This is a genomic window from Mesorhizobium sp. CC13, from assembly GCF_039907765.1.
Lineage (GTDB): Bacteria > Pseudomonadota > Alphaproteobacteria > Rhizobiales > Rhizobiaceae > Aminobacter.
Window position 1 is genome coordinate 277,783 of sequence record NZ_JARDJI010000001.1, and the last position, 13,117, is coordinate 290,899.

The 13,117-nt window shown below is 67.7% G+C and carries 12 protein-coding genes; 9 read left to right on the forward strand and 3 right to left on the reverse strand.

What is annotated here, in order from left to right; all coding sequences use genetic code 11:
* Nucleotides 1-3: 3 nt before the first annotated feature.
* Nucleotides 4-1,494 (reverse strand): PLP-dependent aminotransferase family protein, encoded by a 1,491-nt coding sequence (locus PV773_RS01350; protein WP_347964602.1) that lies wholly within the window; start codon nucleotides 1,492-1,494, stop codon nucleotides 4-6.
* 156 nt (nucleotides 1,495-1,650) lie between these two features.
* On the opposite strand from PV773_RS01350, the gene tauA reads away from it, so the two are divergent.
* The 8 genes from tauA to pta all read left to right on the forward strand — a co-directional run bounded on the left by tauA (nucleotide 1,651) and on the right by pta (nucleotide 10,263).
* Nucleotides 1,651-2,661: a taurine ABC transporter substrate-binding protein gene (gene tauA / locus PV773_RS01355; protein WP_347964603.1), complete on the forward strand. Its 1,011-nt coding sequence runs from the start codon at nucleotides 1,651-1,653 to the stop codon at nucleotides 2,659-2,661.
* Nucleotides 2,662-2,750: 89 nt separating this feature from the next.
* On the forward strand, nucleotides 2,751-3,563 hold the full coding sequence (locus PV773_RS01360) for a taurine ABC transporter ATP-binding protein (protein ID WP_347964604.1): 813 nt from the start codon (nucleotides 2,751-2,753) through the stop codon (nucleotides 3,561-3,563).
* Entirely contained in the window at nucleotides 3,556-4,383 is an 828-nt protein-coding gene (locus PV773_RS01365) for an ABC transporter permease subunit (protein WP_347964605.1), read from the forward strand. The genes PV773_RS01360 and PV773_RS01365 overlap by 8 nt, the downstream gene beginning before the upstream one ends.
* Nucleotides 4,384-4,535: 152 nt before the next feature.
* Nucleotides 4,536-4,916: a nuclear transport factor 2 family protein gene (locus PV773_RS01370; RefSeq protein WP_347964912.1), complete on the forward strand. Its 381-nt coding sequence runs from the start codon at nucleotides 4,536-4,538 to the stop codon at nucleotides 4,914-4,916.
* Nucleotides 4,917-4,940: 24 nt separating this feature from the next.
* Nucleotides 4,941-6,341: an FAD-binding oxidoreductase gene (locus PV773_RS01375; protein ID WP_347964606.1), complete on the forward strand. Its 1,401-nt coding sequence runs from the start codon at nucleotides 4,941-4,943 to the stop codon at nucleotides 6,339-6,341.
* Between the two features lie 43 nt (nucleotides 6,342-6,384).
* Nucleotides 6,385-8,160, forward strand: coding sequence for a sulfoacetaldehyde acetyltransferase (gene xsc, locus PV773_RS01380; RefSeq protein ID WP_347964607.1), 1,776 nt, complete (start codon nucleotides 6,385-6,387; stop codon nucleotides 8,158-8,160).
* Nucleotides 8,161-8,233: 73 nt separating this feature from the next.
* Nucleotides 8,234-9,265 (forward strand): YeiH family protein, encoded by a 1,032-nt coding sequence (locus PV773_RS01385; protein ID WP_347964608.1) that lies wholly within the window; start codon nucleotides 8,234-8,236, stop codon nucleotides 9,263-9,265.
* On the forward strand, nucleotides 9,265-10,263 hold the full coding sequence (pta, locus tag PV773_RS01390) for a phosphate acetyltransferase (RefSeq protein ID WP_347964609.1): 999 nt from the start codon (nucleotides 9,265-9,267) through the stop codon (nucleotides 10,261-10,263). The genes PV773_RS01385 and pta overlap by 1 nt, the downstream gene beginning before the upstream one ends.
* A 30-nt stretch (nucleotides 10,264-10,293) precedes the next feature.
* Here pta and PV773_RS01395 read toward each other — a convergent pair whose 3' ends face one another.
* Together PV773_RS01395 and PV773_RS01400 are read right to left on the reverse strand one after the other, a co-directional pair.
* The gene (locus tag PV773_RS01395) at nucleotides 10,294-11,619 is read right to left on the reverse strand and encodes an MFS transporter (RefSeq protein WP_347964610.1); all 1,326 of its coding nucleotides are present in this window, start codon (nucleotides 11,617-11,619) and stop codon (nucleotides 10,294-10,296) included.
* A 2-nt stretch (nucleotides 11,620-11,621) separates the two neighbouring features.
* Nucleotides 11,622-12,395 (reverse strand): MBL fold metallo-hydrolase, encoded by a 774-nt coding sequence (locus tag PV773_RS01400; RefSeq protein ID WP_347964611.1) that lies wholly within the window; start codon nucleotides 12,393-12,395, stop codon nucleotides 11,622-11,624.
* A 37-nt stretch (nucleotides 12,396-12,432) separates the two neighbouring features.
* Here PV773_RS01400 and PV773_RS01405 point away from each other — a divergent pair, with 37 nt between their 5' ends.
* Nucleotides 12,433-13,101: a metalloregulator ArsR/SmtB family transcription factor gene (locus PV773_RS01405; protein ID WP_347964612.1), complete on the forward strand. Its 669-nt coding sequence runs from the start codon at nucleotides 12,433-12,435 to the stop codon at nucleotides 13,099-13,101.
* The last annotated feature ends 16 nt before the right edge of the window (nucleotides 13,102-13,117 follow it).

Here is a 13,117-nt window from a genome sequence, read left to right on the forward strand (position 1 = left end):
TCCTCAACCGCCCGCCTGGCTCATCAGCTTCGCCATGCGCGCGGCCGTGCGTGACACGCCCTCGTCGATGTTGTTGCGCGGGATCGACGAATAGCCCATGCGGAAGAACCGGCACGGACCGTCGCCGTCGGGGAAGAAGGGCGAGCCGGATTCGATCAGCACCCCGTCCTGCCGCAGCTCGTTCATCAGCCGGTCGGCGTCGAGTCCCTCGGGCCCCTCGACCCAGAACGAGGTGCCGCCGAAGGCCGACGACCCGGCGATCTTGAGGCTCTCGCGCTTCAGCGCCCCGGCCATGACGACATGGCGCTTGTGGTATTCGCCGCGCATGCGGTGCAGCACCGCGTCATGGTGGCCGAGCGCCAGGAAATAGGCCGCAGTCCGCTGCAGGTGGCCTGGCGGATGCCGCAGCATCAGCGCCCGGAGGGCGCGTGCCTCGCGGATGACCGGCGCCGGCGCCACCAGGTAGCCGAGCCGCAATCCGGGAAACAGCGACTTGGAGAAGCTGCCGATGTAGAACACCCGGCCGCTGCGGTCGAAGGCCTTGAGCGCCGGCGATGGCGGGGCGAGGAAGCTCATCTCGAACTCGTAGTCGTCCTCGACGATGATGAAGTCGTCCTCAGCCGCCGCCTCGAGCAGGCGCGCCCGCCGCTCGATCGGCATCGTCGCCCCGGTCGGCGAATGATGGCTCGGCGTGACGAACACGGCATCGATGTCCTTCGGCAGCGTCTCCAGCGGCAGGCCTTCCTTGTCGACGTCGATCGCCGTCACCCGCGCGCCGCTCAGCAGCAGCGAGGCGCTCATGTCGGGATGGCACGGGTTCTCGCAGACGGCATGCGCGCCTTGTCGCAGCAGCAGCTGGATGACGATCCACAGCGCGTTCTGCGCGCCCACCGTCACCAGGATCTCGTCCGGATTGGCGCGGATGCCGCGGCTCGGCAGGGTGCGCGAGCAGATGTAGTTGACCAGTTGCACGTCGTCGGCGGCGGCGAAGTCGCCGGCCATCTGCTCGAAGTCCTCGCGCGCGAGCGCCCGCCGGGCGCAGTCGCGCCAGGCCGTCAGGTCGAACAGCGATGGATCCATCTGGCCGTAGAGGAACGGGTAGGGATAGCGCCGCCAGTCGAGCGGCTTGCGCATCTGCTTGGCGACGATGAAGCTCGAGCGCAGCTTGGCCGACCAGTCGATGGCCTCGCCGCCCGCTTCCGCGGCATTGGCTGCGAGCGCATTCGTCGGCGGGTTGCCGGCGATGCGGTAGGCGCTGCGGCTCGCCGCCTCGACGTAGCCCTGCGACGCCAGCTCCTGGTAGGCGAGGGTCACGGTGATCCGCGAAATGTTGAGGTAGCCGGCGAGCTTGCGCGTCGACGGCAGCTGCGCCCCGGGCTGGATGCGGCCGGCGAGCACGGCCGAAACCACCGTCTCGCGGATCTGCGCCTGCAGGCCGACCCGGCTCGCGGTGTCGAGGAAGAAGACCGTCTCCGAAACAGTTGGATGCGCCATGGCCGTTCGACAATTGCAACTGGAATTATTCAACTTCCAATCTGGATATAAGGCAATCGGGGTCTCTCATTTAACCCTATCAGTCAGAACCAAGACCGGCGCCAAAGCCGGCAAGTTCCCGGAACAACCGGCAGCTACAAAACAAAGAGGGTAACGATGATACATTTCAAGCACTTGGCAGGCGCCGTATCGTTAACGGCAGGTATATTCGCCGCAGGCCTCGCTTTTGCCCAGACGACGGTGGTCGTAGGCTACCAGCAGATCGTCGGGCCGTTCGTCACGGCCATCGCCGACGGCCGCTTCGATGCGGCGGCGAAGGAGGCCGGCTACCAGATCGACTGGCGCCAGTTCAGCTCCGGCGGCGACATCTCCACCGCGCTCGCTTCGGGCAACGTGCCCATCGGCGTCATCGGCTCGACCGGCACCACGGCTGCAGCCACGCGCGGCGTCGACCTCGAGCTGTTCTGGATCCTCGACAACATCGGCAAGTCGGAGGCGCTGGTCGTGCGCAACGGCTCCGGCATCGAGAAGCCCGAGGACCTCAAGGGCAAGAATGTCGGTGTGCCGTTCGTCTCGACCTCGCACTTCCATCTGCTGGTCGGTCTCGAACAGGTGTGGAAGGTCGATCCGCGCGAGGTCAACATCCTCAACATGAAGCCGCCGCAGATCATCGCCGCCTGGCAGCGCGGCGACATCGACGCGGCCTATGTCTGGCCGCCGGCACTCACCGAACTGCTCAAGAACGGCAAGACGATCGCCGATTCCGAGACCATCGGCGCAGCCTCGGTGCCCACCTTCGACGGCCTCGTCGCCGACAAGAAATGGGCTGCCGACAATCCGAAGTTCATGGCTGCCTTCACCAAGGTGCTGGCCGAGGCCTATGCCGACTACAACAGGAACAAGGCTGCCTGGACGGCGGACTCGCCGCAGGTCCAGGGTATCGTCAAGCTGATCGGCGGCGACGGCCCTGGCGCTGTCGAGGCGCTCAGCCTGCTGTCCTTCCCGACGGCCGCGGAACAGGCGTCGGATACCTGGCTGGGCGGCGGCGCCATCAAGGCGCTGAGCGAAAGCGCCAAGTTCCTCGTCGCGCAGAAGCAGATCGACAAGGCGCTCGACGACTACGCGCCCTACGTCAACGCGAGCTACGCGAAGCAGGCGGCCGACTGATCCCGGATGGCCGCCGGCGCGGACACCACGCTGCCGGCGGCCGCTCCCGCATTCACATTGGACGGCAATTCTTCGAAAGGCTCGACGCGATGGAAACCCTCAACGTCAGCAATGTCAGCCTGACCTATCCGGGGCTCTACTCCGACCAGGCTGTGATCGCCCTCAAGGGCGTCAACCTCGAGATCAAGAGCGGCGATTTCGTCGTCGCCCTCGGCGCCTCGGGCTGCGGCAAGACCACGTTGCTCAACCTCATGGCCGGCTTCATGGCGCCGACGGGCGGCGACATCACGCTCGGCGGCCGCCAGGTCGTCGGCCCCGGCGCCGACCGCGGCGTCGTGTTCCAGAAGCACGCGCTGCTGCCCTGGCTCAACGTCATCGACAACACCGAATTCGGCCTCAAGCTGCGCGGCATCGACAAGCAGGCCCGCCGCGAGATCGCCACGAAGAACCTGGCGCTGGTCGGCCTGCAGGACTTCCACCGCCACATGATCTACCACCTGTCCGGCGGCATGCAGCAGCGCGTCGGCATCGCCCGGGCGCTGACCTGCGATCCGGCAATGCTTCTGATGGACGAGCCGATGGCCGCGCTCGACGCGCTGACCCGCGAGACCATCCAGGAGCTGCTGCTCAAGGTCTGGCAGCTCACCAACAAGATGTTCTTCTTCATCACCCACAGCGTCGAGGAGGCGCTTTTCCTCGGCTCGCGGCTGATCGTCATGTCGCCGCGCCCCGGCCGCATCACCCACACCTACGAGCTCGATTTCAATCGACGCTTCCTCGAGGAGGGCAACGCCCGTGCAATCAAATCCAGCCGCGATTTCATCGACATGCGCGAACAGATCCTCGGCATCATCTACGGCGACGAGCGCCAGTCCGGCAACCCGGAACTCCTCCATGCTTGAGCGCATCTCCAGGGCGAGGCCCGTCCGTCCCGGCAAGATCTACGGCGCCCCCGGCGACGGCATGAGCGGCCACATCAGCCTGATCACCGCGCTCGTGCTGTTCGGCCTGTGGCTGCTGGTCACCGAGATGGGCTGGGTCAAGCCGCTGTTCCTGCCTTCGCCGCTCGCGGTGTGGGACAAGTTCGTGGTCGCCATGACCGAGGGCGTGTCCAACTCGACGCTTCTCCAGCACACGCTGGCGAGCCTCGGCCGCGTGCTCGGCGCCTTCGTGCTGGCGCTGGTCACCGCCGTGCCGGTCGGCATCCTCATGGGCGTCAACCGCACGATCCGCGGGCTGTTCGACCCGATCATCGAGTTCTACCGCCCGCTGCCGCCGCTCGCCTACCTGCCGCTGATCATCATCTGGCTCGGCATCGGCGAGTTCCCGAAGGTGTTCCTGATCTACCTCGCGATCTTCGCGCCGATGGCGATCGCCGCCCGCGCCGGCGTACGCTCGGTCTCGACCGAACAGATCCACGCCGCCTATGCGATGGGCGCCACCCGCGCCCAGGTCATCAGCCAGGTCATCCTCAAGGCCGCGCTGCCCGAAATCTTCACCGGCATGCGCATCGGCATCGGCGTCGGCTGGACCACGCTCGTCGCCGCCGAGATGGTGGCCGCGCACCGGGGCCTCGGCTTCATGGTGCTCAACGCTGCCGAATACCTCGCCAGCGACACCGTCATCATGGGCATCATCGTCATCGGCGTCTTCGCCTTCGCCTTCGACCTCCTGCTCCGCTACCTGGAGAAGGCGCTGATCCCCTGGAAGGGCAAGATCTGATGGCAGCGCTCATGCATCCGGCGACGTCGCCGCCCGGCTGAGGCCGCCGCCTAGAACCCGAACCACCGAACGAGATCAATCGGCCGGCTTGCCCGGCGACGGCGGAGCCATGCCCGGCGCCGCCCCGGAAATACGAGGACCATACCATGGCGCTGACCGCCGACGACCTTGCCAAGCTGTTCGACGCCTTCAACCGGCACGACATCGACGGCGTGATGAGCTTCTTCGCCGAGACGTGCGTCTTCAACGCGGTCGGCGGCCCGGAGGTCCACGGCGCCCGCTTCGAAGGTTCGGCGGCCATCGCCAACGCCTTCAGCGGCGTGTGGAGGGCGATGCCCGACGCGCACTGGGCTCATCACGGCCACTTCGTCCACGGCGACCGCGCCGTCTCGGAATGGACGTTCACCGGCACCAATGCCGACGGCAGCCGCATCGAAGCGGAAGGTTGCGACCTGTTCACGATTGCCGGCGGCAGGATCGTGCGCAAGCAGGCCTTCCGCAAGAACCGGCCGCTGCTTTCGGCAGGCGCCTGATCGGTCAGGAGAGGAACGGCGAAAATGGAACATCAGCTCGTCAGGCCGTCGGCGCAGCGCAAGCCGTTCGATCCGGCCTATGACCCGGTGCACGCGCCCAATCCGGGCGACGGCAAGGACTATGCGCCGACCTACTGGATCGCCACGGCCGGCCCCGAGCCGGAGGACGATGGTCCGGTCACGCAGGACATCGACGTCGACGTCGCGATCGTCGGGTCCGGCTACACCGGCCTCTCCTGCGCCATCCATCTCGCCAGGGAGCACGGCATCAAGGCGACCGTGCTCGAGGCCAACGGCGTCGCCTGGGGCTGCTCCACCCGCAATGGCGGCCAGGCGCAGATTTCCTCGGGCCGGCTCAAGCGCTCGCAGTGGATCGAGCGCTGGGGCGTCGACGTCGCCCGGAAGATGCACGCCGAGATCGCCGAGGCCTTCGAACTGTTCCGTGGCCTGATCCGCGAGCCGGAGATCGACTGCGATCCGCAGGATGGCGGCCACCTCTACATCGCCCACCGCGACAAGGTGCTGCCGGCGCTGGAGAAGGAGACGCGCCTGCTCAACGAGGTGTTCGGCTACCGCGCCCGCATGGTCGGCCGCGACGAGGTGCACAGCGACTTCGTCCGCGATGCCGAGGCGAGGGGGGCGATGTACGAGCCCGACGGCATCGGCATCCACGCCGCCAAGCTCGCCTTCGGCTATCTCAAGCTGGCGCGCAACCTCGGCGCCAGGGTGCACACGTCGAGCCCGGTGCTCGGCAGCGAACTCAAGGGCGGCGTCCATCATCTCCGCACGCCGGGCGGCACGGTGCGCGCCCGTGCGGTCTGCATCGCCACCGCCGGCTACACCTCGCCCGGCCTGCACGAACTCACGCGCCATCGGCTGATGCCGATCCTGTCCAACTCGATCGTCACCCGGCCGCTGTCCGTGGGCGAGCGCGAGGCGCTGAACTTCAAGGCGCGGATCCCGCTCACCGACACGCGCACGCTGCGCCACTATTACCGCATGCTGCCCGACGGTCGGGTGCAGATCGGCAGCCGCAGCGCCATCACCGGTCGCGACGCGGGCAATCCCAAGCATCTCGACCTGCTGCTGGCCGGGCTGTACCGCAAGTTCCCGATCCTGCGCGGCATCGAGGTCGACTACTCCTGGTGGGGTTGGGTCGACGTCAGCCACGACATGATGCCGCGCATCTTCCAGCCCGACCCGAAGCAGCGGCTGTTCTACGCCATGGGCTACGGCGGCAACGGCGTCATGTATTCGGCCCAGGCCGGCCGCCGCATGGCCCAGATGGTGGCGGGCAAGGGCACTGTGCTCGACCTGCCGATCTTCACCTCGCCGCTCCCCAGCCACGGCCTGCTCACGCCGTTCAGGCGCCTCGGCCAGTGGGGCATGTACCGCTGGTATTACCTCAAGGACGAAATTCTCTAGCCCTCCCGCGCCGGACCGCCCCCCAATCGAAAGGAACCAAGAAATGAAGATGACCACCGAAGAAGCATTCGTCAAAGTCCTGCAGATGCATGGCATCGAGCACGCCTTCGGCATCATCGGCTCGGCCATGATGCCGGTGTCGGACCTGTTCCCCAAGGCCGGCATCAAATTCTGGGACTGCGCCCACGAGACCAATGCCGGCATGATGGCCGACGGCTTCAGCCGCGCCACCGGCACCATGTCGATGGCCATCGGCCAGAACGGCCCCGGCGTCACCGGCTTCATCACCGCCATGAAGACCGCCTACTGGAACCACACGCCGCTGTTGATGGTCACCCCGCAGGCGGCCAACAAGACCATCGGCCAGGGCGGCTTCCAGGAAGTCGACCAGATGGCGATGTTCGAGGAAATGGTCTGCTACCAGGAAGAGGTGCGCGACCCCTCGCGCATTCCCGAGGTGCTGAACCGCGTCATCGAGAAGGCCTGGCGCGGCTGTGCGCCCGCGCAGATCAACATCCCGCGCGACTTCTGGACCCATGTCATCGACGTCGACCTGCCTTCCATCGTGCGTTTCGAGCGCCCGGCCGGCGGCCCTCAGGCGATCACGGAGGCCGCACGCCTGCTGTCGGAGGCAAAGTTCCCGGTCATCCTCAACGGCGCCGGCGTCGTCATCGGCAACGCCATCCAGGAATCGATGGCGCTTGCCGAGCGGCTCGATGCGCCGGTGTGCTGCGGCTACCAGCACAACGACGCCTTCCCCGGCAGCCATCGCCTCGCCGCCGGCCCGCTCGGCTACAACGGCTCGAAGGCGGCGATGGAGCTGATCGCCAAGGCCGACGTGGTGCTGGCGCTCGGCACCCGCCTCAACCCGTTCTCGACGCTGCCGGGCTACGGCATCGACTACTGGCCGAAGAATGCCGCGATCATCCAGGTCGACATCAATGCCGACCGCATCGGCCTGACCAAGAAGGTGTCGGTCGGCATCTGCGGCGACGCCAGGCAGGTCGCCCGCCAGATCCTCGAGCAGCTGACCCCGTCGGCCGGCAACGAAGGCCGCGAGCAGCGCAAGGCGGCGATCCACCAGACCCGCTCGGCCTGGCTGCAGCAGCTGTCGTCGATGGACCACGAGGAAGACGACGTCGGCACCGAGTGGAATGCGAGTGCCCGCCTGCGCGAGGCCGACCGCATGTCGCCGCGCCAGGCCTGGCGGGCGATCCAGGCCGCCCTGCCAAAGGAAGCGATCATCTCGACCGACATCGGCAACAACTGCGCCATCGGCAACGCCTATCCGAGCTTCGAGCAGGGCCGGAAGTATCTCGCGCCGGGCATGTTCGGCCCCTGCGGCTACGGCTTCCCGTCGATCGTCGGTGCCAAGATCGGCTGCCCCGACGTGCCGGTGGTGGGCTTCGCCGGCGACGGCGCCTTCGGCATCTCGATGAACGAGATGGGCGCCATCGGCCGCGACGGCTGGCCGGCGATCACCATGGTGATCTTCCGCAACTACCAGTGGGGCGCGGAGAAGCGCAACACGACGCTGTGGTACGCCAACAACTTCGTCGGCACCGAACTCAACCCCAACCTCAGCTACGCCAAGGTGGCTGAGGGCTGCGGCCTGAAGGGCGTCGTCGTCGACACCACCGCCAAGCTGACCGAGGCGCTGGCCAAGGCCATCGACGACCAGTCCAAGGGCATCACCACCTTCGTCGAGGTCATCCTCAACCAGGAACTCGGCGAACCCTTCCGCCGCGACGCGATGAAGAAGCCGGTGCCGGTGGCGGGCATCGACCGCGCCGACATGCGCCCGCAGCAGCGCGCCTGATCTGGCGACAAACCGCCCGCCCGGGCCGCCGGGCGGGCGGACGACAAAAGCTTCACGATCCGGGAATGAGCCGATGAACACCGCCGCCGCGACCCAACGTTTCAATGGCCTGCCGTCGGTCGTGCAGGCCTGGTGGCCCGGCCTCGCCGTGACCGCGGCCGTGGCCATCGCCGCCCAGTTCCTGTCGGACCACTATGGCGCGCCGGCGATGCTGATGGCGCTGCTGCTCGGCATCGCCTTCAACTTCCTGTCGGAAGAGGGCCGCTGCGTCGCCGGCATCGACCTCAGCGCCAAGAAGGTGCTCAGGATCGGCGTCGCCTTGCTCGGCATGCGCATCAGCGTCGACCTGCTCGTCGGGCTCGGCGCCGGCACCATCCTGCTGCTCGTCTCGGCGATCGCCGCCACGATCCTGTTCGGCCTTGCCGCCGCCAAGCTGCTCGGCCGCGGCTGGCGGCTGGCGCTGATCACCAGCGGCTCCGTCGCCATCTGCGGCGCCTCCGCCGCCATGGCGATCGCCGCGGTGTTGCCCAAGAACGAATTCTCCGAGCGCAACCTGATCTTCACCGTGCTGTCGGTGACGGTGCTCTCGACGCTCGCCATGATCTTCTACCCGATGATCGCCCAGGCCATCGGCCTCGACGCCCGCGCCACCGGCATCTTCTTCGGCGGCACCATCCACGACGTCGCCCAGGTCGTCGGCGCGGGCTTCTCCGTGTCCCCCGAGGCGGGTGAGACGGCAACGCTGGTCAAGCTCATCCGCGTCACCATGCTGGCGCCAGTCGTGCTGATCTTCTCGCTCGCCACCCGCAACGTCGGCCCGGTCGGCGAGGCGGGCAAGCGCCCGCCGCTTTTGCCGGGCTTCGTCATTGCCTTCCTCTTGCTTGCCGCCGCCAACTCCTTCGGCCTCGTGCCCGAGGCGGTGTCGAAAATCGGCATGGAGGCATCGCGCTGGGCGCTGCTCGCCGGCATCGTCGCCGTCGGCATGAAGACCTCGCTGCGCCGGGTGCTCGACGTCGGCGGCGACGCCGTCGCCCTCATCGTCGCCGAGACCGTCTTCATCGGCGTCTTCATCCTCGCCGGCATCTACTATCTGGGACACGCCTGATGAAACCGCTGGAGCGCATCCTCCTTGCAGCCAAATCCGCACCGCGCCGCATCGTGCTGCCCGAGGGCGAGGACCCGCGCGTGGTGGAGGCCGCCCTGCGCTCGGTCCGCGAGGGGGTCGCGGAGATCACGCTCGTCGGACGCCGTGAGATCGTCGAGCAGCGCCTCGCGGCCGCCGGAGCGTCGGGCGAGCACGTCCGCATCGAGGACCCCGCCGGCTCGCCGCTGACGCAGCACCTCGCCGCTGCCTATCACGAGCTGCGCAAGGGCAAGGGCATCGACCCAGCGGCTGCCGCTGAAGCGGTGACCACTCCCCTCGTCTTCGCCGCGATGATGGTGCGCGAGGGCCACGCCTACGGCACCGTCGGCGGCGCGGTCGCCACCACGGCCGACACGGTGCGGGCCGCCCTGCAATGCATCGGCCGCGCGCCCGGCATCGGCCTCGTCTCCAGCTTCTTCCTGATGATGCTGTGCCAGCCGCACCACGTGAAGAAGGGCGCCTTCGTATTTGCCGACTGCGGCCTGGTGGTCGATCCCGACGCTGCCGGCCTCGCCGACATCGCCCGCATGTCCGCGCGTTCCTACCAGGCTCTCGCCGGTGCGCCTGCCAAGGTGGCGATGCTGTCGTTCTCGACCAATGGCAGCGCCGCCCATGAGCGCGTCTCGAAGGTTGTCGAGGCGACGCGCCTGGCACATGCCGCCGACCCCGACCTCGTCATCGACGGCGAATTGCAGTTCGACACCGCCTTCGTCGAGGCGGTGAGCGCTGCCAAGGCGCCGAACTCGGCGCTGCATGGCGAGGCCAACGTCTTCGTCTTCCCCAATCTCGACGCCGCCAACATCGGCTACAAGATCGCCCAGCGCATCGGCGGGGCGGAAGCCATCGGGCCGATCCTGCAGGGCCTCGCCAAGCCGGCCAACGACCTGTCGCGCGGCTGCAGTGCCGACGACGTCTTTCACATGATCGCCGTCACGGTCGTTCAGGCGGCCTGCGGCTGATGGTGGCACCGGAGTGCCCGGGCCCGGGAATTATTTCCTGGAATTCTCCGCGCTTTCGTCGGCCGCCTCGTCGTCGCGTATCGGGGAGGCGACGGCGACGTGGCCGGGCGCCCGCTCGCGCATGCAGACCGCGACCACGATGCCCGAGACGAATGTCAGCGCGGCGATCGATGTGATCGCCCAGGACAGCCCGAAGCGGTCGGCGATCAGGCCGGCGGAGAGGGCGCCGATGGCATAGCCGAGGTCGCGCCAGAACCGGTAGACGCTCAGCGACCGCGCCCGCCAGCTCGGATGCGAGGCGTCGGAGACGGCGGCGATCAGGCTCGGATAGACCATCGCCGTGCCGAGCCCAAGCAGCAGGCTGCCGAGCAGCCACCACTCGAAGGATCGCGTCGCCGCGGTCAGGAACAGGCCGCCAGCCTGGACCCACATGCCCGCCACGATCAGCCCCTTGCGCCCCCAGCGGTCGCTCAGGGGGCCGGTGGCGACCTGCAGGATGCCCCACGCCGCCGGATAGACCGCCTTGAGGATGCCGATGCGCTCGACACCGAGCCCGAAGGAGGTGAAGAACAGCGGCAGGATGCCCCAGCTCATACCGTCGTTGAGGTTATTGACGAGTCCGGCCTGGGACGCTGCGAACAGGTTGCGGTCCTTGAACGAGGTGAGCGCGAACACCTCGCGGAAGCCGAGCGGCGAGGCCTCCTTGGCGTGCGTGGCGGCTTCCAGCCGGACGTGGTCGCGCGTGTCCTTGACCAGCAGGATCGACAGCGCCGCCCCGATCACCGCGTAGCCGACGCCGAGATAGATCGGGGCCGGCCTCAGGCCGTAGCGCGAGGCGATGTAGCCGGTGAGGAATGCCGTCACGCCGACGGTGAGGTAGCCGGCGAACTCGTTGAGGCCCACCGCCAGGCCGCGCGATTTCGGCCCGACGAGATCGACCTTCATGATCACCGTCATCGACCAGGCGAGCCCCTGGTTGATGCCCAGTAGGGCGTTGGCGGCGATCACCCATTCCCAGGTCGGCGCCCAGATGATCATGAACGGAACCGGCAGGCCGACGAGCCATCCCAGAACCAGCACGCGCTTGCGGCCCCAATGGTCGGCCAGTTGCCCCGACACAAGGTTGGCAAGCGCCTTGACCACGCCGAAGCTGACGATGAAGGAGACCACCAGCGTCGTCGAGGCGATGCCGAACTCCTCGGAGCCGATGAGTGGCACGACGGTGCGCTCGATGCCGACCATGCCACCCACGAAGGCGTTGATCAGCACCAGAAGCGCGAACTGGCGCCAGTTTTCCTTGAGCCCGAGCCTGATATGCGCCTTGGCGTCCTGGGCGGTCGATGTGGTTTCGTTCATGGTCAAGCCGCCGTGGCCGAGAGGCTGGAATTCGCCGCCCTGATGCGGGCGGCCTCCGGCGGCGCCGGCGGGATGTCGGTCAGCATGAAGCGGATGAATGCCGTCTCGTCGTCGATGCCGAAGGCCTGGTTGTGGCGCTTCTCGAAGCCGATGGTCGACCAGGGCTTGCCGCTCAGGCGCCGGCCGCACACCGAGCCGGCATAAGCGCCGGGCATGACCTCGACATGGTCCGGAAGCGCCTTCAGCCGCTGCACGCTTCGGAACAGATCCCTCGCTCCCTGTTCGGCGCTAACCGCGAGTTCGGTGCGGCCGAGGTCGCCTGCCATCAGCGTATGGCCGGTCAGGACGAACCAGGTCTCGTCGGCGCGGGTGTGGTCGCTGACCAGAAGGCAGATGTGCTCGGGCGTGTGGCCTGGGGTGTGCATCACCGTGGCCGTGACATTGCCGAGCGGCAGCACGTCGCCGTCGGCAGCCCCCCTGAACGGGAATGCCACCTCCGCGTCCGCCGCGAGCACGTATTCCGCGCCGGCCGCCTCGGCGAGCGCACGGCCCGTGGAAATGTGGTCGGCGTGGACATGCGTGTCGACGACGAAATTGATGCGCATGCCCGCGGCATTCGCCGCGCGCAGGTAGAACTCGACGTCGCCGACGGGGTCGACCACCGTGCCGGTGGCCTTGCCGCCGCAGCCGAAAAGGTAGGAAATGCCGACCGGGTCGGCGTGAAGGAACTGGCGCAGGATCATGGGCTTGAACTCCATTCCATGAACGGATAACATTCAATCATTCTGCTGAATGTTCCATTGAGGAGGTCTCATGTCAAGCGTCGGACCGAAGCAGGCGATCTACGGCAGCCTTTCCGAGGTTGCGCAGGCGCTCGGGCACCCGCACCGGCTTGAGTTGCTCGAGCATCTCGCCCAGGGCGTGCGCAGCGTCGAGGAGTTGTCGGCCCGCACGCGCCTGACCTTCGCCAACACCTCGCGCCACCTGCAGATCCTCCGTCGGGCGCGCCTCGTCGACACCGAGCGCCGCGGCAAGCATATCTTCTATCGCCTCGCCGGCGAGGCCGAGGTGGTCGACGTCATGGGCGCGCTCGGCCGTCTCGGCGAGCGCAACATGGCCGAGATCGACCGCGTCATGGCCGACTATTTTCGCGCCCGCGACGCGCTGGAGCCGGTGTCGCGCAAGGACCTCGTCGCCAGGCTGCACGAGGGATCGGTGACGGTGCTGGACGTGCGGCCGGAGGACGAGTTCGTGGCCGGCCATCTTCCCGGCGCCCTCAACATCCCGGTCACGGACCTCCAGCGCCGCCTCGGCGAACTCCCGTCGGACCGCGAGGTGATCGCCTACTGCCGCGGGCCCTACTGCGTCATGTCCTTCGAAGCCGTCGCTGCGCTGAGGGCGCGGGGCTATCTCGTCCGCCGGCTGGAAGACGGCTATCCCGAATGGAAGGCTGCGGGCCTGCCGGTCGAAGCGGCCGCCTGAGCCGCCGGATGCCGCG